Source organism: Paenibacillus sp. FSL H8-0259 (assembly GCF_037963255.1).
GTDB classification, from domain to species: domain Bacteria; phylum Bacillota; class Bacilli; order Paenibacillales; family Paenibacillaceae; genus Paenibacillus_AQ; species Paenibacillus_AQ phytohabitans.
The window spans coordinates 1,087,450-1,110,466 of the sequence record NZ_CP150147.1; the positions used below are offsets into that span (position 1 = coordinate 1,087,450).

Consider the following 23,017-nt stretch of genomic DNA (forward strand, 5'->3'; position numbering starts at 1 on the left):
AGATCAATGTTTGAATACAAATTTGTACAAATGAAAAAGAAGAATACTGGATTTCTCCAATTGCCAACGGAGAATTATCAGGAGATTATACATACGCATGCAGCAGAGGGCTGGCGGTTCGTTCAGTTCGTTATCATGCCCAGCGCCCAGGCTGTGGGGTTTCCGGAATATTATGAGCTCATTTTTGAAAAGAAAATGGAGTAGGCCTATTCAGCGGCTGATCGAGTGGTGCGAAGCGGAGCCGAACGGACTCAAGGTGGAGTTCGGCCACAAGCGTATCCCTTCAATGGGCGGACATTTCTCCCCCGGCAGCGCCTGCCTGCGAGTACCTAACGTGGAGTGGGCAGTATTTAGTTGTATTTCCTGCAGTTAAAAGCGGCGGAAACCCGGAGTTTACGGGCTTAACTGTATTCTGTGCAATTAAAAATAGCGGTAAGCCTTCTTTTATGAAATATGAGGATTTTTAATTGTAGAAAATACAACTAAAACCTTCGCAGCGCAATAATCGCTCGTTTTAGTTGTACAAAATACAGTTAAAGCTAGGGCGGCGCAACTCCGGTCATATGAAGCGTGTTGTTCAACCAAGAAGCCCGGGCTAATCCGAAGGAAAGAGTCTATTTCTAGCTATATAGCTTCTAGCCACCTACCGCCGGTCCCGGATCACATGTCCAAGCTCCGGCGTAATTTCGCTGAATCCGGCCATGTGGCGGGACTGATAGGTGACTGGCCGGCTGCTGCCAACCATAATAATGTTGCGGAGATCGGCGTTGCCTTCTGCCGGGAGGGCGAAGGTCTTAGTGTGGGGATACACCTCGCTAAGCGTCGTGTGGATCGCACTAATCAGCCGGTCATTATCGCTGCGGCCCATCAGGTTCATGATAATCGCGCCGTGTCCGTGCAGCTTATCCCGGGTAAGCCCGAAGAACTCCAGCGAGGTGAAATGCGCCGGCGTTCCGGCAGCGGTGAAGGCATCCAGCAGAATGTAATCATAGCTCCGGTCTGCTTCATTCTCCAGCAGGCTGCGGCCGTCACCGATCAGGACATTGTCCTGATTGTAACCAAAGCGGGTTCGGCTGTATTCCACAACCTGCTCATTGACCTCAGCGACCTTAAAGCGCTTCTCCGCAAAATACCCGGCAATCGTTCCAATCCCGTGCCCGATCAGGAACACATCCTCGAAATAAGGATCGCCCGCCTCCATCAGATGGATCATCGCCCGCGGATATTCAAAGACGACCCGGCGGGGATGCTCCAGATCCAGCGCGCCTTGAATCGCTTCACCCGAGAACTGCAGCACACGGAACCGTCCGGTCTCGCCATACAGCTCGGTTGTATCATATACCTCAATTTCCTGAGAGTCATGTGTAGTTCGGGACAGCGGATGCAAGTGATCAGACTCCTTACACAGATGAGATTCGTTTATATTCATTCGGCGTGACACCGACAACCTTTTTGAACAGTTTATTGAAATAGGCGGGGTCGGGATAGCCGACTTCGGTGCCGATTTCATGGATTTTGAGGTCCGGGGCATTCTTCAGCAGCTGCTTGGCCTTGCGGATGCGGATTTCAATTATATAATCAGTCAGCGTAAGACCGGTCTCCTGCTTGAACAGCTTGCTCAAATAACTTGGCGTAAGATACACCATCCCCGCAAGGGTGTTCAGATCTGCGTGCTGGTTATAGTTGGCTGAGATCCAGCGCTTGATGGTCTCGACGGCGGTACCGGACAACTCCAGCCGGTGGGCACGGATACTGCTTAGGGCAGACGACAAGGAGGAAGCGAACAGCTTTTCCATATCTGCAAAAGCCAAACAGCTCTCCAGCTGTTCCTCCAGCGTCATAGTTAATCCGTTACGGTAGACCGCTTCGAATTCCTGCACTTCCTTACGGGCAAGCTCTTCCATCTCCCGGCACATGCGGAGAATCTGCTCAGGATAAGCACACTGCGATGCAAGCTCCGAGAATAGCTTATGAATTCCTGCAAGTACACCCTCGACATTGAGGATCTGTAAATCATGGACCAGCGGTTCACGATAAGGCGCAAAAAGCTCAGACCCTGCCTTATCCGGCAGGATGAGCTCTTCAATAGTAACATAATGCAGCGGCCGGGATTGGTATATTCCGCAGTCACAGGCATGTTTGGCTTCCAGATAAGCCGTTCTGAGCTTGGCTGCATCCGCGTAGGAGCGGCTTATGCCCACATGCAGAGTATGCCCTGCACTGGCAGCCTGCAGATATCTGCGGATCTCGCTTAATTCAGCAGATTCAAGCGGCTGCGCAGAATACCAGATCCAGACCTGCAGTCCCTGGCGGAGTTCCAGCACATCGAATCCGTTATCCTTCTCTTGCCGCAGACTGTCTGTACAGGAGCAGACGGTTTCAGGCGAGTCTCCTTTGAGGACAAACACCGAGAAATAAGGCTGGGGCAAAATAAGGCCGCCGATCAGCACAGCGGAGGGCTCTTCAATATGCAGCATGGAGAGCAGCATCCCGGAGCGGTGCCGTTCTTCCTTCTCACGCAGCAGCGTGCGTTCCTTATCCAGGCTGTAGAGCACGTCGAACAGCTGCTCTTTATTGATCGGCTTCAGCAGATAATCTACCGCCGAGCTGCGGATGGCTTCCCGGGCATAATCAAATTCAACGAATCCGCTCATCAGCAGGGAACGGATATGGGGATGACTGGCTTTGAGCAGACGGATCAGCTCAAGGCCGCCAATCTGCGGCATGCGGATATCGGTAATCAGGACATCGAACTGGAGGGCAGGCAGCGCATCCAGCAGCTGTTTGCCGTCAGGATAAGTGCGGATGACGGCGAAATCGCTGCTCTCCTTGCTGATCATCCGGGCCAGACCTTCGCGGATCAGGACTTCATCATCTACGATCACAATACGCAGCAATCCGGATATCCCCTTTCAAAAGACATAATGTGCAGGTTGCCCTGTTTCCGGTTAATCTTCAATACGGTGGGAGAGATTCTCGATTCTTAGAATGACACGGGTGCCTTGGCCGGATTCGCTCTCTACACGCAGTCCATACGGGCTGCCGTAGTCCAGGCGGAGCCGTTCGTTCACATTGCGCAGGCCGATGCCGAATTTCTCGCCGTCAGCTCCGCCGGTCAGGGTATGGTTCAGCGCGCGCAGCGTATCTTCATCCATGCCGACACCATCATCCTCCACGCAAAATACAGCTTTGCTCCCCTCTGCCCAGCCGGTGATGCTGATGGTGCCCGGGCCTTCCTTGGGCTCCAGGCCGTGAAAGACGGCGTTCTCGACGATCGGCTGGAAGACCAGCTTAATGACCGGGAAGCTCAGCAGAGCATCCGGCACGTCAATCTTCAAGCTGAACTTGTCCGGGAAACGGATTTGCAGCATATCCAGATAATTACGGGTATGATCAAGCTCCTGCCCGATGGTCACCATCTCTTCGCTGCGGACAATCCCGTAACGCATCTGCATCCCCAGCAGGTACGTCAGCTTCGCGACCCGGGGATCATCACTGCCTTCCGCCAGCATGCGGATGGATTCCAGGGTGTTGTAGATGAAATGCGGATTGATCTGGTTCTGCAAGGCCCGCATATCGGCTTTTTGCTTGCGTTTCTCCGTCAGCTTCACTTCCTGCAGCAGGTCCTTCACGCGGATGATCATCCGGTTGAAGTGGCTGCCCAGCATTCCGATCTCATCATTGTACCGGGGATGCAGCCATACCTCCAGATTGCCATGCTGCACCTGCTTCATCAGGCGGACCATGGATTTCAGCGGCTTCGTCAGGGCATGGGAGATGAAGGTGGCTACGATCAGGGCGAAGGCGATTATCGCCAGCGTGGTCAGCACCTGCGCGTTACGGGTTTTCTCCACCGGTGACAGTATCCGCTCCAGCGGGATAGAAACCATTGTAGTCCAGCCGGTCTTGGCCGATACGGTATATACCGCGAGATATTCCTTGCCGTCCAGAGTGATCTGGAAATGGCCATCGGGTCCGTTCACCTGCTGCAGGAACTTGTCCGTATGCTTCTCCAGCATGCCGGAGCCACCGCCTGAATCATCCGGGCTGGCGTACATCATTTCCCCCTTGTCATCAACAATCAGGGTACTCCCCTGGGTGACTGCATTGACCGGGTCCACGATGCCCTTGAACAGGCTGATATTGATATCGAACACAATAATGCCGATCTTCTGCAGCGAGCTGACCGAACTGACGGTACGCAGAATGCTGAATACCTCCCGGTGATCCCCCGCATTTACACGGATCATATGCCTGCCCTGAACTATGGAAGCTACGCCGGACTCGGTGAGACTCTGCCACTGCGCCAGACGTTCTTCCGGGAACAGCTCGCTGATGCCCGAGCTTTTGTCATAATAGACGGAGCCGTATTTATCCACCAGGTATACGGCAACAATCTCTTCTTTCGTATGGTTTAAATAGCTTAGGAACATGGACATGCCCGTATTTTTTTCCCAATCGGTCTGCTCCTGCTCCAGATAGAACTGGACATCGGTATTGTAGAGCGGAAGCGCAGTGTACCTCTTCAGGTCGGCTACATAACGGTCGATGGTATCCGAGGCGCTGTCTGCCATCTGTCCGGCGCTTGCCGTTGCATTAACCAGGACGGAATTGAAGGTGGAACGGGACGATAGATAACTGACATAAGTGATCGGCATGGATATCAGAAAAATAAACACGACAATCAGCTTGCGCTCCATAGGCAGATTGGCCAGGAACAGCCAAAGGGTACGCGGAAATCGCCGGATATAGGATACCACTGTGTTGTTCCTTTCCGTACATCCCTATTTCACCGCGCCGTTCGTTACGCCTTCAAAGATATAACGCTGCAGGAAGAAGTAGAGGATGACTGTCGGCAGCAGGATCAGCAGGATCGCCGCACAGATCAGGTTCCACTCGCCTGAATTGACCCCCTGGAAACGCATGAGGATCGTCGTTACAACACCCAGGCTCTGCTTGGGCATATAGAGGTAAGGGATGTACATGTCATTGTAAATGCTGATCGTCTTCAGGATGACCAGGGTGGCCGTCGCCGGTGTAAGCAGCGGGAAGATGATCGAGCGGTAGATTTTGAACAGGGAAGCGCCTTCAACCATGGCATTCTCGTCGAGATCAAACGGAATATTGCGGATGAACTGTAAATAGAGAATGATCTGGATCACATCGGCCCCGATATAGAGCACAATGGGAGCGCCAAGCGTGTTGTAGAGCCCCATATTTTTGATGATGCCGAAGGTTGCCACCTGGGTGGTGATGCTCGGAATGATGGTGGCCACGAGATATGCACCGAACACAACCGGCTTCAGCTTAAAAGAGAAGCGGCCCAGTACATATGCCACCATTGTGCCAAACAGAATGTTCAGGGTCAATGTAATTATAATAATGACGAGTACATTGCCGAAGCCGCTGAGCAGCCCGCCGCGCTGGAAGACAGCGATGAAGTTGTCGAAGTTCAGGAAGCTGTGCGGCAGAGCCATAGAGCTGCTGCTGTTGAACTCATCTGTGGATTTGAACGCATTGACGATCACGACATACGGCGGGAACAACACTACGAATACGCCGATGAGCAGCGTGAAATATTTGAACAGGTCTTTAAAGCGCAATTTGGAATGTTCCATGGCTACTTATCTCCTCCCCGGCTAAGAACCAGCTGTTGAATCAGCAGTACGATGACCACAAAGAAGAGCAGGATAACGCTCATGGCCGAGGCCAGGCCATAATTGTTGAAGGCAAACGCCGTGTCCACCACGCGCTGGACATAAGTCTGGCTGGCGCCCGCAGGACCGCCTTTGGTGAGTACGAACGGAAGGTCGAAGACTTCGAGTGCGCCGGTCACGGTCAGGAACAGATTGAGCTGAATGACGGCCTTCATATTCGGCAGTGTAATTCTCCAGAGGGTCTGCATCGAGTTTGCGCCGTCAATCTTCGCAGCTTCATAAATATCACGCGGAATGGCCTGCAGGGAAGCAATATAAATGACCATATTGTAGCCCATGAACCGCCAGAAGCCGGTGGAAGCGAGCGCATAGTTCACCAGTCCTTCAGTGCCGAGCCAGCTGGTCTGTCCAAGGCCGGTCAGGCCGATGCTGTTCAGGAACAGATTCAGTGAACCGTTGGTAGTGTCGAAGACATAACCGAACATGAAGGCAACGGCGACACCATTCATAATGTAAGGCAGGAAGAGCATGATGCGAAAAGCATTCCGGCCCCGCAGCTTGCTGTTCAGCACAACGGCGAAGTAGATCGCCACTATATTCTGAACGAGACCCATGACGAAGTAGGCGAAGTTATGGGTGAATACTTTGAAAATATCGGGAGTGTTAAACACCTCGCGGTAATTATCGAGGCCGACCCAAGGCTTCTCGGGGCTGTAGCCGTCCCAGTTGGTGAAGCTGTAATAGACCAGCTTCAGTGCCGGATAATAAGTGAACGTGGCGAGGAGGATCAGCGGGATCAGCAGAAAGGAGACTATGATAATAGTTTTCTGCTTGTTATAAGACAGTGTTCCGAACATCGCATACCCTTCTTTCGTGAAAGCTTAAGTGGGATTGACGACAAAAGGGATTATCCATGAAGGCAATAATCCCTTTTGCGCCGGAAGTTTAGTGCATCTGGCTGCTTAGTGCAGCAGGGTAAATCATTTTATTACCTTGAAGCTAAAGCTCCACTTTGTGGGGCTGTTTTAAAAGAATTTATATATTTCTGTGTCCCCGCAAAGTACCTGAGTCTTCACCCGAAGCCAACCTCCACTTTGTGGGGTTATTTTAGTAGCCGAGGTCTTTCTTGGCTTTGGCCCAGGCTTTATTCCATTTGTCGAAGACGGTTTGCGGATCTTTGGCAAGCACGAACTCTTGGACCATAGCAGGCAGGTCGAGCTGTGCTTTGTTGGTGATTTCGGTAACCTTGGCGTCATCTACGGTACCTTCCTGCAGGACTACACCCGTCGACTGGAATTCCTTAAGCTGAGTCAGCTTGGATTCTTTGCCTTTGAGCGGGGAGATGAAGCCGGCGAAGTCCTCGTATCCGGATTCTTCGATCATCCATTTCACGAAGGCCTTGGCAGCATCGACATTCTTGCTGTTCTTAGCCACGGCATAGAAGAAGTCCGGGCTGAGCGGAGCCGTCAAAGTGCCCGAGTTGTCATAAGGAAGCGGAAAGAAGCCTACGTTATCGGAAGTGGTACCCGCACCGATCACCTGATTGATGACCCAGTTACCCAGGAAGTACATGGCGAATTTACCCGATGCGATGTCTTTCTTGGATTGCTCCCAGTTGGTGGAGTTGATGTCTTTTTCCAGGTAGCCTTTTTCATTCAGCTCTCTGAGCAGACCGAGCGCTTTGCCGTATCCGTTGTCCATGGTGAACGGAGCATCTTGTGTCAGCTTCTCATTCGGGAAGTCAGGGTTGCCGGCAATCACGCGGGGAACAGCATATACCCAGTCATTAAGCGGCCATTTGTCTTTGAAGTTGGAAGCGAGCGGAACGACACCTTTAGCTTTGAGCTTCTCGCAGGCCGCGAGGAATTCATCCCATGTCTTCGGAACTTCGGTGATTCCGGCATCGGCGAAGGCTTTTTTGTTATAAACAATCCCCGAAGTGGAGTTCCCGGTAGTGATCCCGTACAGCTGGCCGTCAAAGGATTTGAAATCTTTGAAGGTGAGCTGGTCATTCAGTCCGAGATCATCGAGTGAGGCGAAATATTTAGGCAGATCGGAGTTCGGAATGTTAGGGACGAACATCACGTCAGGCAGCTCGCCGCTGGCCATTCTAACTTTTGCCTGCTGGTTGTAGTCGGTTTGGGAAGCTTCGAATTCTACCTTGATGTTCGGATATTTCTCATTAAAGCGCTTAACATATTCGTCATACTCTTTGCCGATCATGTCGGTTCTGTTGGTCAGGAAAATGATTTTGCCGCTGATGTCAGCGCCGCCTGCCGCTGCAGGTTCAGTAGCAGGTGCAGCTGTTGCCTCTCCGGCGGCAGTCTCAGGAGCGGTGGTTGCTGCCGGCTCATCTGTAGCCGTCGCTGCGTTGTTATTGTTGTTAGAACCGCAGCCTGTCAGGGATAAAGAGAAGATCATGATGATAACAAAACATAACGAAAATAACTTATTTCTCATTGTGTAGTCCCCTTTTCGTTTATTGTTAGCGTTTACATGATTATTATAGCGCTAAAGTATCCAATGAGAAATGTATTCATTTATTATTTATTGTCTTTATTTGTTCTGTTTATAAGATTATAATTAAGTTATTGCTAACAATAAAATAACAAAATACAATGAGGGTAATTAAAACGTAGGCTATTCAACTTAAAGCTTATGCTATTAAAACTTAAAGTGTATACTTCCGATGCGGGTTCTGTACGAAGCAATCTCAGGGAAGTGTACGCTCACAAAACTTTTAGGAGGACTTATGAAACAGCTGCACATCAACCTGACGAACTGGGAATTTAGAGCCTGTGGAGATGAAGCCTGGCTTCCGGCGGCCGTACCGGGAACGGTACATACGGATCTGCTCCGGAATGGAGTTATAGATCAGCCCTTTTATGGAACCAATGAACATGACCTGCAATGGATCGACAAGAAGAACTGGGAATATAGAACCGTACTTACATTAGAAGAGAAATGGCAGACACTGGCGGTTACGGAGCTGGTATTCGCCGGACTGGACACGTATGCAGATGTATATGTGAACAATGTGCATGCTCTGTCCGCAGATAATATGTTCCGCTCCTGGACCGTGAATGTGAAGGGCCTTCTGCAGGCTGGGGAGAATGAGATCCGCATCGTATTCCGCTCGGTGGTGACCGAGGATCTGCCGAAGCTGGCACAGCTGGGCTATGATCTGCCTGCACCGAATGACCAGTCCGAGCTCGGCGGGCTTCAGGAGCAGCGGATCAGTGTGTTTGCCCGCAAAGCGCCGTACCACTATGGATGGGACTGGGGCCCAAGATTCCTGACCAGCGGCATCTGGCGTGAAGCCGTGCTGGAGGGCCGGGACATTGCGGTCATTAAGGATCTGTACATCCGCCAGAATGCGGTGAATGCACAGGAAGCGCGGCTGACAGCTGTAGTTGAAGTGGATGCTCCGGAAGCTTGGAGCGGTATGCTGCGGGTAACAGCTGAAGGGCAGGAATGGATGAAGGCAGCTTCGCTGGTTCCGGGCAATCAGGTGGTGGAGCTGGAGCTGGTCATCGATACGCCGCGCCTGTGGTGGTGTAACGGGCTGGGTCTACCTGAGCTGTACCAATTCCGTGCAGAGCTGCTGGAGGGAGAAGAAGCTGTGGCCGTGTCGGAGGTTACGACCGGACTGCGGGAAATTAAGCTGGTCCGTAAGCCCGATGAGCGCGGGGCTTCGTTCCATTTTGAGCTGAATGGTGTGCCGGTCTTCGCTAAAGGATCGAATCATATTCCCAATGATAGCTTCATAACTGAGGTTACGGAAGAACGTTACCGCCATGAGATTGCTACGGCGGTGGAATCCAATATGAATATGCTGCGTGTGTGGGGCGGCGGATTCTATGAAGAGGAAGTTTTCTACCGGCTGTGTGATGAGTACGGCCTGCTGGTCTGGCAGGACTTCATGTTCGCGTGCAGCATGTACCCGGGGGACGAGCCGTTCCTGAACAATATCCGTGAGGAAGCGGTATATAATGTCCGCAGATTGCGGAATCATCCTTCTATTGCTGTATGGTGCGGGAACAATGAGATTGATTCGGCCTGGTCGCAATTCGAGGAGAATATGGGCTGGGGCTGGAAGGAGAAGCTGAGTGCTGATATCCGTGAGACCTTATGGGCCGCGTATGAAGAAATCTTCCACAAGATTCTGCCTGAGGCTGTTGCCGCGAATCATCCGGGTGTGGATTATTGGCCTTCCTCACCGCTGCGTGAGCTTACCCGCGGTCAGGATCAGCATGCTACGCGGATTATGGGCGAAGGCGATATTCACTACTGGGGAGTATGGCACGGAATCGAGCCATTTGAGAACTATAACCTTAAGGTTGGCCGCTTCATGAGTGAATATGGCTTCCAATCCTTCCCGGAGCTGAAGTCGGTGCTCAGCTATGCAGAAGAAGCGGATATGGAGCTGGAGTCCAAGGTGATGCTGGCCCATCAGAAGAACGGACGGGGTAATCAGCTGATCAAGGAATACATGGATATGTACCTGCCGCAGCCTAAGGACTTCAGAGGCTTCTTGTACATGAGCCAGGTGCTTCAGGCGGAAGCGATCCGCATCGCGATTGAGAGCCATCGCCGGAACAAGCCTTATTGCATGGGCACGCTGTACTGGCAGATGAATGACTGCTGGCCGGTAGCTTCCTGGGCGGGTATGGATTATTACGGACGCTGGAAGGCGCTGCAATATACCGTGCGCAAGTCCTTCAAGGATGTGCTGCTGTCCATTGACGGTACGGACGGGGATACGCTCAAGGTTCACGCTGTCTCCGACCGGCGTCAGGCGCTGGACGGCGAGCTGGTGATCCGGCTTCATGACTTCAGCGGCGCGCTGCTGCGGGAATGGTCGCAGCCGGTAACGCTGGCTGCGGATTCGGCAGCGGTGGTATTCACGCTGCCGGTTGCTGAATTGCTGGAAGGCCGTGATCCGGCACAAGTGCTGCTGGTGGCTTCCCTGCTGGAAGGCGGACAGGTGCTGGAGCGGGGGGAGCATTACTTCGCGGCGGCCAAGGATATTCCGCTGAGCAAGCCGGTAATTACAGTGACGGAAGTGCCGGGCAGCGCCGGGAAGAGCTTCACGCTCAGCAGCGATGTGCTGGCTAGAGGTGTGCATCTGACCGTAGAAGAAGAGGGTATCTTCTCCGACAACTTCTTCGATCTGCTTCCGGGCGAGCCGAAGACGATAGAGTTTGCGCTCAGCGGAAGCGGTGAGGCGGACTTCACGCCGGCGGCTCCAACGGGGCTGGTGGTCCGCTCGATGGCGGATTATATCTAAATATAAAGCGGGTGCTACGCAATCCTTCACGCTGAATCGGATTCCGTCCCTTGATGGACGGGATGGCCGTTGCTACTTTAGGGAAGCGGGCAGGCTTGCGGACTGACAAGACCTTATTGTTTGAAATAAAGCATTATTTCCAGTCTTGCGGACTCAGAAGACCTTAATTCCCGCTCAGAAGGCCGTTTGGACGCTGAAGCGGTGCAATAGGGGCTTCTGAGTCCGCTTGGAAGGAAAAAGTGGCATTTTCAGCGAAATAACGGCTCTCCATTCCGCTTGGACTTGTCTCGTAGAAGCAGGCGGGGCTTGGTGAAGAACAAAGAATGCTGGAGAACGTGGAAGTGGAAGCAGCGGAAGTAGCAGAAGTAAGAGTGGCAGCAGTAGAAGTAGTAGCGGTAGTAGAAGTAGATCACCGCCGAAGACCGGTAAGACCGCCGAAGCTTAGGGTTATCGGTGGGTGACTGGGCGGAGTTCGGCTTATCGTTAGGTGAGAGGCGGAGGTTCGTGCGTGTTGTAGGCTGAAACAAATAGTAAATGGCAGATATTAGATATTAAATATTAGATATTAGATAGTAAGCTGCAGGTTGTAGCTATAGGTTGCAGGTTGCAGATAATTAATCCTTAGGAGAGAAGGAGTCAGGACCATGGCGATATGGGTTCAGGAAGACAAGGGGATATTCCACCTGCAGAGCACAGGGATGAGTTATGTGATCGGACTGGTGAATGGTTATCCAGCGCATCTCTATTGGGGAGGGCGGCTGCGTGAGGGCAGCAATCTGGACGGTTTGCTCCTGCCGGTGGCCCATGGCTCGCTGGACCGGCTGCCGCAGGAATATCCGCAATATGGAACCGGGGATTTCCGCGTTCCTGCCTATCAGGCCAAACTTGAGGATGGAACACGGGTCACTGAGCTGCGCTACAGCGGGTACCGCGTGACGGAAGGCAAACCGGAGCTTGCCGGATTGCCTTCCGTGTATGTAGAATCGCCGGAGGAAGCAGATACGCTTGAGCTTATTCTGAAGGATGATTACGCCAAGCTGACCGTGAAGCTGCGATATACGGTATATAAGGAACGGAATGTCATAGCGCGTTCCGTGGAGTTCTCCAATGACGGCCCGGATACGCTGCAGCTGCAGCGCGCCCTTAGTGCCTCTGTGGATTTCCCGGCGGCTGACATGGATATGATCTACCTGTCCGGTGCCTGGTCGCGGGAGGCCCAGATTACCCGCAGACGCCTGGAGCAGGGCAACTCTGCGATCCAGAGCCGCCGGGGAATGAGCAGCCATCAGCATAATCCGTTTGCTGCATTGGCCAAGGCCGGAGCCGATGAGAACCAAGGCGAGGTGTTCGGCTTCTCCCTGGTATACAGCGGCAACTTTGAAGCTGAGACAGAGGTAGATCCCTTCGGAACCACCCGGTTTACCATCGGTCTGAATTCCTTCGATTTCTCCTGGAAGCTGGAGCCCGGCGGGCATTTCCAGACCCCGGAAGCGGTTATGGTCTACTCGGGACAGGGGATCGGAGAGATGTCGAGAACGTATCACCGTCTATACCGGACCCGTCTCTGCCGAGGACAGTACAGGGACAAAGAGCGTCCGATTCTGGTCAATAACTGGGAAGCCACTTATTTCGACTTCAACACCGACAAGCTGGAGGCGATTGCCGCCGAAGGGGCGAAGCTCGGCATTGAGCTGTTCGTGCTGGACGACGGCTGGTTCGGCAAACGGGATGCGGATAATTCCTCGCTGGGTGACTGGGTAGAGGATCTGCGCAAGCTGCCAGGCGGGTTGGCTGACCTGGCGCAGCGGGTGAACGGCCATGGGCTCAAATTCGGCCTGTGGGTTGAGCCGGAGATGATCTCGCCTGATAGCGATCTGTACCGCAGTCACCCGGACTGGTGTCTGCATGTGCCGGGCCGCCGCCGCAGTGAAGCCCGCTGGCAGCTGGTACTGGATTATACAAGGGCTGAGGTACGGCAGTATATTTTCGAGTCGCTTAGCCGTATCTTCTCTTCAGTTCCGGTAACCTACATTAAATGGGATATGAACCGCTGTCTGACCGAGATCGGCTCGGCGCAGCTTCCGGCAGACCGGCAGGAAGAAACTGCGCACCGTTATGTACTCGGGCTGTACGAACTGCTTGAACGGCTGACGTCGGCATTCCCCCATATATTGTTCGAGAGCTGCTGCAGCGGGGGCGGCCGTTTCGATCCCGGCATGCTCTACTATATGCCGCAGACCTGGACCAGCGATGATACCGATGCGGTAGAACGCCTGAAGATTCAGTATGGAACCAGCCTAGTCTATCCGGCCAGCTCGATGGGAGCACATGTCTCTGCGGTGCCGAATCATCAGGTGGGCCGGTTCACGCCGCTGTCCTTCCGGGGAGATGTAGCTATGTCCGGCAACTTCGGTTATGAGCTCGATCTGACGAAGTTCACTCCGGAGGAGAAGGAGCTGGCAAAGGCGCAGGTGGCGAATTATAAGGAAATCCGCAGCCTGGTGCAGCAGGGCAATCTGTACCGGCTGGAGAGCCCGTTCGAGGGCAATGATACGGCCTGGATGTTCGTCTCGGATGATCAGCGCGAGGCGCTGGTCTATTACTTCCGGGTACTGGCCATGCCGCACCCGCCGCGCCGGATGCTCCTGCTCGGGGGCCTGAACCCGGACCTCGACTACCGTATTGAAGGCAGCGGCGAAGTCTACGGCGGGGACTGCCTGATGCAGGCCGGTCTGCTGCTGCCGGAGGTCCAGCGGGACTTCGTGAGCGGCTGCTACCACCTGAAGGCTGAAGGATAAACAACAGGCAGATCATAGGGAATAGGGGAAGCCGGGGAAACCTTGGCTTCCCCTATTCTGTATAGAAAGCTGTAGCATGTGAATAATTAGGGATGCGGCGAAGGGGACGTAGCAGAAGTAGCAGACGTAGCCGGATGTAGCAGATGAGGTAGCATTAGCAGATGAAGCAGACGTAGTAGCAGACGTGGCCAGAAGTAGCAAATGTAGCAGCAGTAGCAGACGTAGCAGCATTAGCAGTCGTAGCCAGAAGTAGCAAATGTAGCAGCAGTAGCAGATGAAGCAGACGTAGCAGTAGTAGCAGTAGTAGCAGATGAAGCAGACGTAGTAGCAGACGTTGCCAGAAGTAGCAAATGTAGCAGTAGTAGCTGTAGTAGATGAAGCAGAAGCAGCAGAAGCAGAAGTAGCAGACGTAGCAGCAGTAGCCAGATGAAGCAGATGTAGCAGATGTAGCAGATGAAGCAGACGTAGCAGCAGTAGCCAGATGAAACAGATGAAGCAGCAATAGCAGACGTAGCCGGATGTAGCAGCATTGGCAGTCGTAGCCAGACGAAGTACTATTAGCAACAATACTCCCTTTGCCGTTATTTGATGGTTTTTGTAAGCTTCCGGTTGGATCTGGAATTAAGCAGGTTAACTGTAAACAGGCTGAACCTTATTTCCCGAGAACCGCGGCTGAGTCGGGCTAATCATCCTCCGATAGATTGGAATTGAAACTTGAACATGTACCTTTCTGTGGAAGCCAGCGCTTGCCAGTTTATTTGGAGTAACCCATATGCAGCGTAAGCGGTTAATTGTATTTTCTGCAACTAAAGAGCGGAAATTGGACCGGATTCCCGGGTTAACTGTATTCTGTACACTTAAAAATAGCGGAAGCACTTCTTTTGCGGAATTTGGGGATTTTTAACTGTACAAAATGCAATTAAAACGCCCGCAGCGCGATAAATGATCGTTTTAGTTGTACGAAATACAGTTAGAACAGAGCTGGAGTAGAGCTGGAACGCTGGTCTAGCAGCGAACTGCTGCAATCCAATTCCAGTAAAACATTTGGTGTGAGTCCCGTGTGAGTCCGGTGGTAATGGGGTGTCGATCCGGAGGATTTCAGTTCATTTTACATCACTGTTAAGCCAGGCATCGTTCGGGTTTGGCGTTACTTTCATGTTATATTCAGCTTTTTTCTTGCCGGAAAAGCTAGAATTATGTATAATAGCAATTATTATCGATGTGAATGTACGATATTCTGTTTTCGAAGGTGGTTTCATGGCAGAACTGGAAAACAGCGAGCAGAAGAAGAAGATGTGCCAGATCTACAATGAGATCTCCAAGGAATTGTTTGGTTTCGGGACGACCCTGCTCCGCGTTACTGTCGATCAGCGGGTCATTACCTTTCACGCCAAGCACCGCAGGTCTCCACGGTCGACCGCCCTGGAAGGGGAGGCGCCGGAGCTTAAGCAGGAAGTGGACTTCCGGATGTCACTGCTGTTTAAGAAGAGATTCAAAGAACGGCTTGAAGCAGAGATGGGCTTAACGATTGAGGTTCTGCTGAGGGATTATGATGCACCAACCGGATGGGCTTTTACCAATATGATATTGGCCGGTGAATGAAGCATTTCAGTCAATGAATTTTGAATATCACGGATTTTTGCTTTTGATCTATCTTAAGCGAAGACCGTCCTTCTATAACGGGGTAGCTCTTTCCTTTGTTTATACAAAGAAAGGTGTTCTTGTTCCTACAAGAATGCTTTTCTTTTTTTTGTGAAAAAATAAGGCAAACCAAGTTTTTATTACCAACAGGGGGTGCTGCTGATCCGTTGTCTGCTGCCGATTGCTTAATGGAAGACTGACAGAACATGCCGTTTGTATAGGATGACCGCTGGAATTGTACCGCATATTTAATTACATTTGGGAGGTTATTTACTAATGAATAAATTAATGACTACAGGCCTTGCTCTTGCTTTGACTTCTCTGCTTGCCGCTTGCGGCAACAACAATACCGCTGCGACAAACGGCGCCGGTACGGACAATGCAGCTACACCGGAAGCAACATCTGGGGGTGCGCCAACGGAATTAGTGGTCTCAACCTGGGGATTCTCGGAGGACTTCTTCAAGGAATCCGTCTACGCTCCATTTGAGAAAGAGCATAATGTCAAAATCGTCGTCGAGATCGGCAACAACGCCGAGCGCCTGAACAAAATCCGTCAGGGCAGCTCCGATGTCGATGTAGTCTATCTGTCTGACTATTATGCGCAGCAGGCTATCAATGAAGGTCTGTTCGAAACGATTGACCGCAGCAATATTCCGAACATCGATAAGATCTATGATATCGCCAAAGCGCCGCTCGGCGAAGAATATGGTCCGGCGTACACCGTTGGGCGTCTCGGAATTGCCTATAACCCGGCACTTGTTGAAGGAGAAGTCGGTTCATGGGCAGATATGTGGAGTAAGTTCGACAAGAACCTGGCGCTGCCGGCGATTACTGCCACAGCGGGTCCAATGATTGTGGATGCGGCATCGCTCGTGTCGGGCGGTACAGAGTTCAATGAAGACGGAGCCTTCACGAAGCTGAAGGAGCTGGACAGCAATGTGGTCAAATATTACTCCCAGACTTCGGAGTATGTAAATATGTTCGGCCAGGAGGAAATTGCCGGCGGTCCGATTATGGAAATGTACTTCAAGGATCTCCAGGCAGCCGTGCCGGATGCCAAGTTCGTTGCACCGTCTGAAGGTGCTTATGCCGTAATGAATACGGTCAACGTGGTCAAAGGCAGTGACAATAAAGAGCTTGCCGAAGAGTTCATCAACTGGCAGCTGAGCCAGGAAGTGCAGGAGAAATCGGCCAAAGCCAAAGTCGATTCCCCGGTAAACACAGAGGTTGTGCTAACGGATGAAGAAGCAGTAGGGGTAACGTACGGTGCAGAGGTAATCAGCAAGCTGCGCAAGCTGGACATGTCCTTCGTGAACGAGCATATCTCCGTGTGGACAGACCGCTTCAACCGTGAGATTGGCGGCTAAGGATGACTGGACGTAAAAAAGTCATTCTCGATGTAGATACAGGGGTGGATGACGCGCTGGCAATTATGCTGGCCGTCACGAGCGGACAGTTCGATATTCTGGGGATTACCACAGTCAGCGGCAACGTTTCGCTGGATCAGGCGACCCTGAATACCTGCAAAATTCTGGAGCTGCTCGGCGTATCCGGGCAGATTCCGGTCTTTCGCGGAGCGGACAAGCCGCTTGTCCGTGATACCGTGTTCGAGCACCGTGTGCACGGCTCGGACGGCATCGGCGGTGCACTGCGCGGCATGACGGTAACCAAGCGGGCGGAAGCAGAGCGGGCGGAGGACTTCATCATCCGCCAGGTGCTGGCGCATTCCGGTGAGGTCACGCTGATTATGACCGCGCCGCTGACCAATCTGGCGCGCGCGCTGCACAAATGTCCGGAGCTTACGCAGCATGCCGCCGAAGTGATTGTGATGGGTGGTGTGGTGCAGGGCTTCGGCAACATCACGCCGACCGCGGAATACAACATGTATGTCGATCCGGAGGCGGCCAAGCTGGTGCTGGCTGCGGGCTTCCCGCAGCTGACGCTGGTCGGGCTGGATGTAACCCGCCGGGCGCTGCTTAGCGCGGAGGATATCGCGAAGCTGCGTATTCCGGCGGTTCGCGAATATGTGGAGCAGAGTACGGCGGACTACCGTACGCGCTATTTTGAACGTAACGGTGTGCAGGCCTGTGCGCTGCATGATCCGCTGGCGGTAGGTGTGGCGCTGAACCGGGAGTTTGTTAATGTGCAGAAGTATTACGTGGACGTGGAAACCCGCAGCGAGCTATGCGACGGGCAGACGGTCTGCGATTTCCAGAACAGGCTGAACAAGCCGGCCAATGCCGGCGTCTGTCTGGAGGTGGACGCGCCGGCTTTTCTGGAGTACTTCATTAATAGCCTGAATAGCTTGAATCAAGAACCGAAGAAGGACGGGAGTCATGAGAATGAATAAAAGAGTGCTGCTTCTCCTGCTGCCGGGCCTCTTATTCCTGGCGGCCTTCATGCTGGTCCCGATCACGCTGACCATTGCCTCCACCTTTGTGCAGGACGGAAAGCTGACGCTGGAAGGGTATTTGTATTTTTTCCGCGACGGGTACTTTAACCGCATCCTGCTGACTACGCTCCGGGTAAGTGTGGTGACTACGCTGGTCTGCATGGTGCTCGGGTATCCGGCGGCTTATTATATCTCGCGGGCCAGCGCGCGTAAGAAGAGCCTTCTGCTTGCGCTGTCGATTTTTCCGCTGCTGACCAGTCCCGTTGTGCGCTCGTTCAGCTGGATGATTATTCTCGGCAAAAAAGGGCTGATCAACTCGTTCCTGGTGAACACCGGATTGATCGCGAAGCCGCTCGACATTCTGTATACGCCGACCGCGATGATGATCGGGCTGGTGCATCTGTTCCTGCCGCTGATTATTATTACGCTGCTCGGCGTGATGGAGAATCTGGACCATGAGCTGGTCCGGGCGGCGCGCAGTCTGGGCGCTTCCCCGTTTGCGGCGTTCCGCAAAATCACCTTCCCGCTGACCGTGCCGGGACTGATCATCGGCGGGATTCTGGTCTTCGTCGGCAGTCTCACGGCGTATACCACGCCGGCGCTGCTCGGCGGTAAGGAACGGGTGGTCTCCACCTTCCTGTATCAGAATGCCATGACGCTGAATGATTGGCAGGCGGCTTCGGTGATTGCGGTAATTATGATTGTTATTACATTTGTGGTGGTTGGGCTGATGAATGCCTGGGCTAACCGCCTGAATCCGAAGGGGTGAGAATATGAAGGAAGGTAACCGCATGCTGTCCCTGTACACGCTGCTGGTCTTTATTTTTCTGCTGGGTCCGCTCGTGATCATCTCCATTACTTCCTTTGAGCCGGGCACGGTCCTGAAATTCCCCCCGGAGGGCTTTTCGCTGAAGTGGTACAAGAACATCTTTGAGGTCAGCGCCTTCATGGAGACCTTCAGGACTTCCATTGTCATCTCGCTGCTCGGCAATCTGCTGGCGCTCCTGCTGGGTGTGCCTGCGGCTTACGCGCTGAGCCGTTACCGGTTCCGCGGGCGGGACACGCTGAATGCGGTATTCCTGTCGCCGGTGCTGATTCCCGGGATTGTGCTGGGCTTCACACTGCTGCGTTATCTGATTGTGGTGTATAATCTGCCGATTGTGGCGGGGCTGCTGATCGGACATACGGTGATTATGCTGCCTTTTATTATCCGGGTGATTGCTTCGAGTCTGGAGAATTTCGATTTCGCGGTAGAAGAGGCGGCGCAGAGCCTGGGGGCGACCCGAGTATACACTTTCTTCAAAGTCGTGCTGCCCAACATCCGGTCAGGAATTCTGGCGGCTATTCTGATCGCTTTCCTGGAGTCGTTCAATAATGTGGATATTTCCGTGTTCATGACAGGCCCGGGGATCAGTACCCTGCCGATTCAAATGCTGACCTATGTGCAAAATTACTTCGATCCCACGATTGCCGCGATTTCGGTCATTCTGATGGTGCTCACGGCAGCGCTGATGTTCATCATCGAGCGGCTGATGGGCTTCGCCTATTTCACCAAACGATAACCTATTCAATGATAATGGGGGCCTAGAGCAATGTCACTACTCAGTCTTGAACATGTATCGGTTGCTTATGACAACCGTTTGATCTTAGAGGATTTCAACCTGTCGCTGCAAAAAGGCCAGCTGCTCTCCCTGCTCGGACCCAGCGGCTGCGGTAAAACAACCACACTGCGGCTGATCGCCGGCTTCCTGAATGCCGAGGCAGGGAATTTCATGTTCTCCGGCAAGGATTATACCAAGGTTCCGGTGGAAAAGCGGAATTTCGGCTTCGTGTTCCAGAGCTATGCGCTGTTCCCGCATCTGTCGGTGTTTGACAATGTGGCGTTCGGCCTGCGGCTGCGCAAGCTGAAGGAAGCGGAGGTCAAAAAGCGGGTGAACCGGATGCTGGAGACGGTCAGCCTGGGCGGTTTTGAATCCAGACTGCCGGGCGCCCTGTCCGGCGGTCAGCGCCAGCGGGTAGCGATTGCCCGGGCGCTTGTCATCGAGCCGGATCTGCTGCTGTTCGATGAGCCGCTGAGCAATCTCGATGCCAACCTGCGGGTCAACATGCGGGTGGAGATCCGCCGTATCCAGCAGGAGCTCGGCATCACCACCGTCTACGTCTCCCATGACCAGGAGGAATGCTTCTCGATCTCCGATCAGGTCGCCGTTATGAATAACGGCAAGATCGAGCAGCTGGATCATCCGGCGAACATCTTCAAATATCCGGCCAGTGAATTTGTGGCCCGGTTTATCGGGTTCGGGAACTTTATTGCTTTTGACGGACGGAATGATGAAGGTTCGGATATTGAGCTGAGCCGTGGTGAGCTGAAATTCCAGGCGGCTAAGCGGCCGGGCGGCGAGGGAAATACCGGGCTGCTGGGTGCGATTCGCCCTGACGATCTGCAGTTGCTTGGCGGCGGCGTGGCGGATACGGGCACAGGCATGGAGGGGAATGTTTTGACCGGTAAAGTGCAGGTCAGCACGTATCTCGGCCGCAGCTACCAGTATCAGGTAGAGACTGAGCTTGGGGTATTCACGGTCAATCAGGAGATGGAGCAGCCGTTCATTCAGGGACAGCAGGTCACGGTTTATTTTCCAAAAGAGAAGCTGGTGCTGGTGCAGTAGCGCGTCATAAGGAGCATACACGATGAATACAGATCAACTTATACTGAACGCTAAGGTCTACAACAGTTACTATAAAAGATTCGAGACGGCGAATGTGGCCGTTAAGGAAGGACGTTTTCTCTACGTAGGTCCTCTTGGTGCAGAGACGTTTGTGGCTGCCGAGATCATTGATGCTAAGGGGCAGTATCTGGTGCCCGGCCTCATCGATATTCATCTGCATATTGAGAGCACGATGATTACACCGGAGACGTTCTCCTACGGTATTCTGCAGCACGGGGTAACCACGATTGTTCCCGAGCCGCATGAGATGGCCAATGTGTTCGGGGTAGAGGGCGTCCATGAGATGATCCGGGCCAGCCGGGATTGCCAGGTGGACATGTTCTATGCGATTCCGAGCTCGGTGCCGGCAACTCCGCTGGAGACTACGGGAGGCTCCATTGAGATCTCTGATATCGACGAGCTGATGGAGACGCAGCGGATGATCTGCCTGGGCGAGGTCATGAACTTTGTGGATGTGATCCGTGATCCTGAGGGGAAAAGCAACCGCATCCTCCAGCATGTCCGCAGCCGCTATCCGGGCCTGGTCATTGAAGGGCATACGCCGAAGCTGCTGGACCTCGATCTGCACCGCCTGATCTATGCGGGGATTGATTCCGATCATACCCACCAGAGTATCGAGGGGCTGACCGCACGGATCGCAGCCGGAATGTTCATCGAGATCCAGGAGAAATCGATGACACCTGAAGTCGTGGAGTATCTGATCGGTCATCCGGTCAGTGAGCATTTCTGCTTCGTGACGGATGATGTCATGACCGATTCGCTGGTGCAGACCGGCCATCTGGATCACCTGGTCCGCAAAGCCATCGCCATGGGCATGACGCCGGAGGACGCAGTCTATGCGGCTACGTTCACCCCGGCGCGGCGGATGAAGCTGGATGACCGCGGCGTAATCGCACCGAACAAAACCGCCGATTACCTCCTGCTGTCCGACCTCGACAGCTTCGCCATTGAGGCGGTGTACAAGCGGGGCTTGCAGGTCTATGACCGCAAGCAGCCGCAGGCACAGGTCGTGAGTGGGCCGCAGTTCCCGGCTCACTTCTATAAGAGTGTGCAGCTGGAGCCGCTGGCGGAGGCTGACTTCACGGTGCCTGCTGCGCTACCGGACGGCCGCTACGGCGCCCGCGTGATGATGGTCAACAACGTGTCCACGTTTACCGAGGAGAAGCATGTGGAGGCCGGAGTGAAGGACGGCCTGCTGCAATGGGAGGAGACCGGCTGCGGTCTCATCGCGACCTTTGAGCGGTACGGCAAGAACGGCAACCGTGCCTATGGCCTGATCGGCGGAGACACGATCAAGCGCGGCGCGGTCGCGACTACGTATTCACACGACAACCATAATCTGCTGGTTGTCGGACATAATGCGGCGGACATGGTACTGGCCGCCAATACAGTGATTGCGGAGCAGGGCGGCTTCTGCGTCGCCTGCGGCGGCGAGGTGCTCGCGCTGCTGGCGCTGCCGGTCGGCGGCATCCTGACCGAAGCGCCGCTGGCCGAGACTGCGGAACAGGTGCTGGCGCTGCGCACGGCGATGGAATCGCTGGGCTACAATCACTACAACCCGATTATGTCCATCAGCACCCACTCGCTGCCGGTCAGCCCGGCGCTGAAGATAACGGACCACGGCCTGATTGATGTCGGTGCCGGTAAGGTAGTACCGCTGCTGTTCCCGCTTGGGGACGAGTAAGGGGAGCTGGGGATTGCAGCGTGATTAGGCGTAAGAGTTGGCAGAGGGGCTAGCGGGGGAGCTGGCGGAAGAGCTGGAGGAGAAGGGTGTCCCGATGGGATGCCCTTCTTTGTTATTCAGCAGTACCTCTGTATTCACCGCCTGAAGTGGGCTGTATGGAAGAATGAAAGGGATAAATCCCACTAAATCTGCTAGAAGTGGGCTGTATGGAAGAATGAAAGGGATAAATCCCACTAAATCTGCTAGAAGTGGGCTGTATGGAGGAATGAAAGGGATAAATCCCACTAAATCTGCTAGAAGTGGGCTGTATGGAGGAATGAAAGGGATAAATCCCACTAAATCCGCTAGAAGTGGGCTGTATGGAAGAATGAAAGGGATAAATCCCACTAAATCCGCTAGAAGTGGGTTGTATGGAAGAATGAAAGGGATAAGTCCCTTTGAATCCGCGGGAAGTGGGCTGGAGAGAGGAATGAAGTTCGCCGGAAGTGGGCGTCAGGCGGGAACGAGGTGCATTAGTGCCCCTAAATCCGCCGAAAGTGGGCGGCGGGCGAGAATGAGGGGCAAAAGTGCCCCTGAATCCGCCGAAAGTGGGCGGCGGGCGAGAATGAGGGGCAAAAGTGCCCCTGAATCCGCCGAAAGTGGGCGTCAGGCGGGAACGAGGGGCAAAAGTGCCCCTGAATCCGCCGAAAGTGGGTTGCGGGCAGGGGTGAGGAGCAAAAGTGCCCCTGAATCTGCCGAAAGTGGGCCTTAGTGGGATCGCCGGTGGAGTGAAGCGGACTGAGATTCCGTTATCTTGTGACTTCGGGCTTAAAATGAGGGATTTCGGAA

Annotated in this window: 17 protein-coding genes; 11 read left to right on the top strand and 6 right to left on the bottom strand. The window is 53.5% G+C overall.

All coding sequences use genetic code 11. The features are described 5' to 3' along the window. Positions 1–6: 6 nt before the first annotated feature. Entirely contained in the window at positions 7–204 is a 198-nt protein-coding gene (locus NSU01_RS04670; protein ID WP_042133716.1) for a DUF4177 domain-containing protein, read from the top strand. 439 nt (positions 205–643) lie between these two features. On the opposite strand, the gene NSU01_RS04675 is transcribed toward NSU01_RS04670, so the two are convergent. The 6 genes from NSU01_RS04675 to NSU01_RS04700 all read right to left on the bottom strand — a co-directional run bounded on the left by NSU01_RS04675 (position 644) and on the right by NSU01_RS04700 (position 8,117). Continuing rightward, positions 644–1,387 (bottom strand): fused MFS/spermidine synthase, encoded by a 744-nt coding sequence (locus NSU01_RS04675; protein WP_256704001.1) that lies wholly within the window; start codon positions 1,385–1,387, stop codon positions 644–646. Between the two features lie 13 nt (positions 1,388–1,400). After that, positions 1,401–2,897 (bottom strand): response regulator, encoded by a 1,497-nt coding sequence (locus NSU01_RS04680; RefSeq protein ID WP_076247262.1) that lies wholly within the window; start codon positions 2,895–2,897, stop codon positions 1,401–1,403. Between the two features lie 51 nt (positions 2,898–2,948). Then, a complete protein-coding gene (locus tag NSU01_RS04685; RefSeq protein ID WP_076247260.1) occupies positions 2,949–4,760 on the bottom strand; it encodes a sensor histidine kinase in 1,812 nt (603 codons plus the stop codon). A gap of 24 nt (positions 4,761–4,784) precedes the next feature. Then, a complete protein-coding gene (locus tag NSU01_RS04690) occupies positions 4,785–5,618 on the bottom strand; it encodes a carbohydrate ABC transporter permease (RefSeq protein WP_042133722.1) in 834 nt (277 codons plus the stop codon). 2 nt (positions 5,619–5,620) lie between these two features. Then, positions 5,621–6,514: a sugar ABC transporter permease gene (locus tag NSU01_RS04695; protein WP_042133723.1), complete on the bottom strand. Its 894-nt coding sequence runs from the start codon at positions 6,512–6,514 to the stop codon at positions 5,621–5,623. A gap of 250 nt (positions 6,515–6,764) precedes the next feature. Continuing rightward, a complete protein-coding gene (locus NSU01_RS04700; RefSeq protein ID WP_039310194.1) occupies positions 6,765–8,117 on the bottom strand; it encodes an extracellular solute-binding protein in 1,353 nt (450 codons plus the stop codon). Positions 8,118–8,409: 292 nt separating this feature from the next. Here NSU01_RS04700 and NSU01_RS04705 point away from each other — a divergent pair, with 292 nt between their 5' ends. From NSU01_RS04705 to NSU01_RS04750, 10 genes are all read left to right on the top strand, one after another. After that, a complete protein-coding gene (locus NSU01_RS04705) occupies positions 8,410–10,947 on the top strand; it encodes a glycoside hydrolase family 2 protein (protein ID WP_076247258.1) in 2,538 nt (845 codons plus the stop codon). A 323-nt stretch (positions 10,948–11,270) separates the two neighbouring features. Further along, positions 11,271–11,408: a hypothetical protein gene (locus NSU01_RS04710; RefSeq protein ID WP_179093599.1), complete on the top strand. Its 138-nt coding sequence runs from the start codon at positions 11,271–11,273 to the stop codon at positions 11,406–11,408. Positions 11,409–11,591: 183 nt separating this feature from the next. Next, positions 11,592–13,745, top strand: coding sequence for an alpha-galactosidase (locus tag NSU01_RS04715; protein WP_042133728.1), 2,154 nt, complete (start codon positions 11,592–11,594; stop codon positions 13,743–13,745). A gap of 1,257 nt (positions 13,746–15,002) precedes the next feature. Beyond that, positions 15,003–15,347 carry a hypothetical protein gene (locus NSU01_RS04720; protein ID WP_039310202.1) on the top strand — a complete coding sequence of 115 codons (345 nt, stop codon included), beginning with the start codon at positions 15,003–15,005 and terminating at the stop codon, positions 15,345–15,347. A gap of 315 nt (positions 15,348–15,662) precedes the next feature. Beyond that, the gene (locus tag NSU01_RS04725; RefSeq protein ID WP_042133730.1) at positions 15,663–16,754 is read left to right on the top strand and encodes an ABC transporter substrate-binding protein; all 1,092 of its coding nucleotides are present in this window, start codon (positions 15,663–15,665) and stop codon (positions 16,752–16,754) included. A 2-nt stretch (positions 16,755–16,756) separates the two neighbouring features. Further along, the gene (locus tag NSU01_RS04730; protein ID WP_076247255.1) at positions 16,757–17,737 is read left to right on the top strand and encodes a nucleoside hydrolase; all 981 of its coding nucleotides are present in this window, start codon (positions 16,757–16,759) and stop codon (positions 17,735–17,737) included. Next, a complete protein-coding gene (locus NSU01_RS04735) occupies positions 17,730–18,548 on the top strand; it encodes an ABC transporter permease (RefSeq protein ID WP_039310210.1) in 819 nt (272 codons plus the stop codon). The genes NSU01_RS04730 and NSU01_RS04735 overlap by 8 nt, the downstream gene beginning before the upstream one ends. A 4-nt stretch (positions 18,549–18,552) precedes the next feature. Continuing rightward, positions 18,553–19,341: an ABC transporter permease gene (locus tag NSU01_RS04740; protein ID WP_039310212.1), complete on the top strand. Its 789-nt coding sequence runs from the start codon at positions 18,553–18,555 to the stop codon at positions 19,339–19,341. Positions 19,342–19,371: 30 nt separating this feature from the next. Further along, a complete protein-coding gene (locus tag NSU01_RS04745; RefSeq protein ID WP_042133735.1) occupies positions 19,372–20,445 on the top strand; it encodes an ABC transporter ATP-binding protein in 1,074 nt (357 codons plus the stop codon). A gap of 22 nt (positions 20,446–20,467) precedes the next feature. Next, positions 20,468–22,189 (top strand): adenine deaminase C-terminal domain-containing protein, encoded by a 1,722-nt coding sequence (locus NSU01_RS04750; RefSeq protein ID WP_076247252.1) that lies wholly within the window; start codon positions 20,468–20,470, stop codon positions 22,187–22,189. Positions 22,190–23,017: the final 828 nt, after the last annotated feature.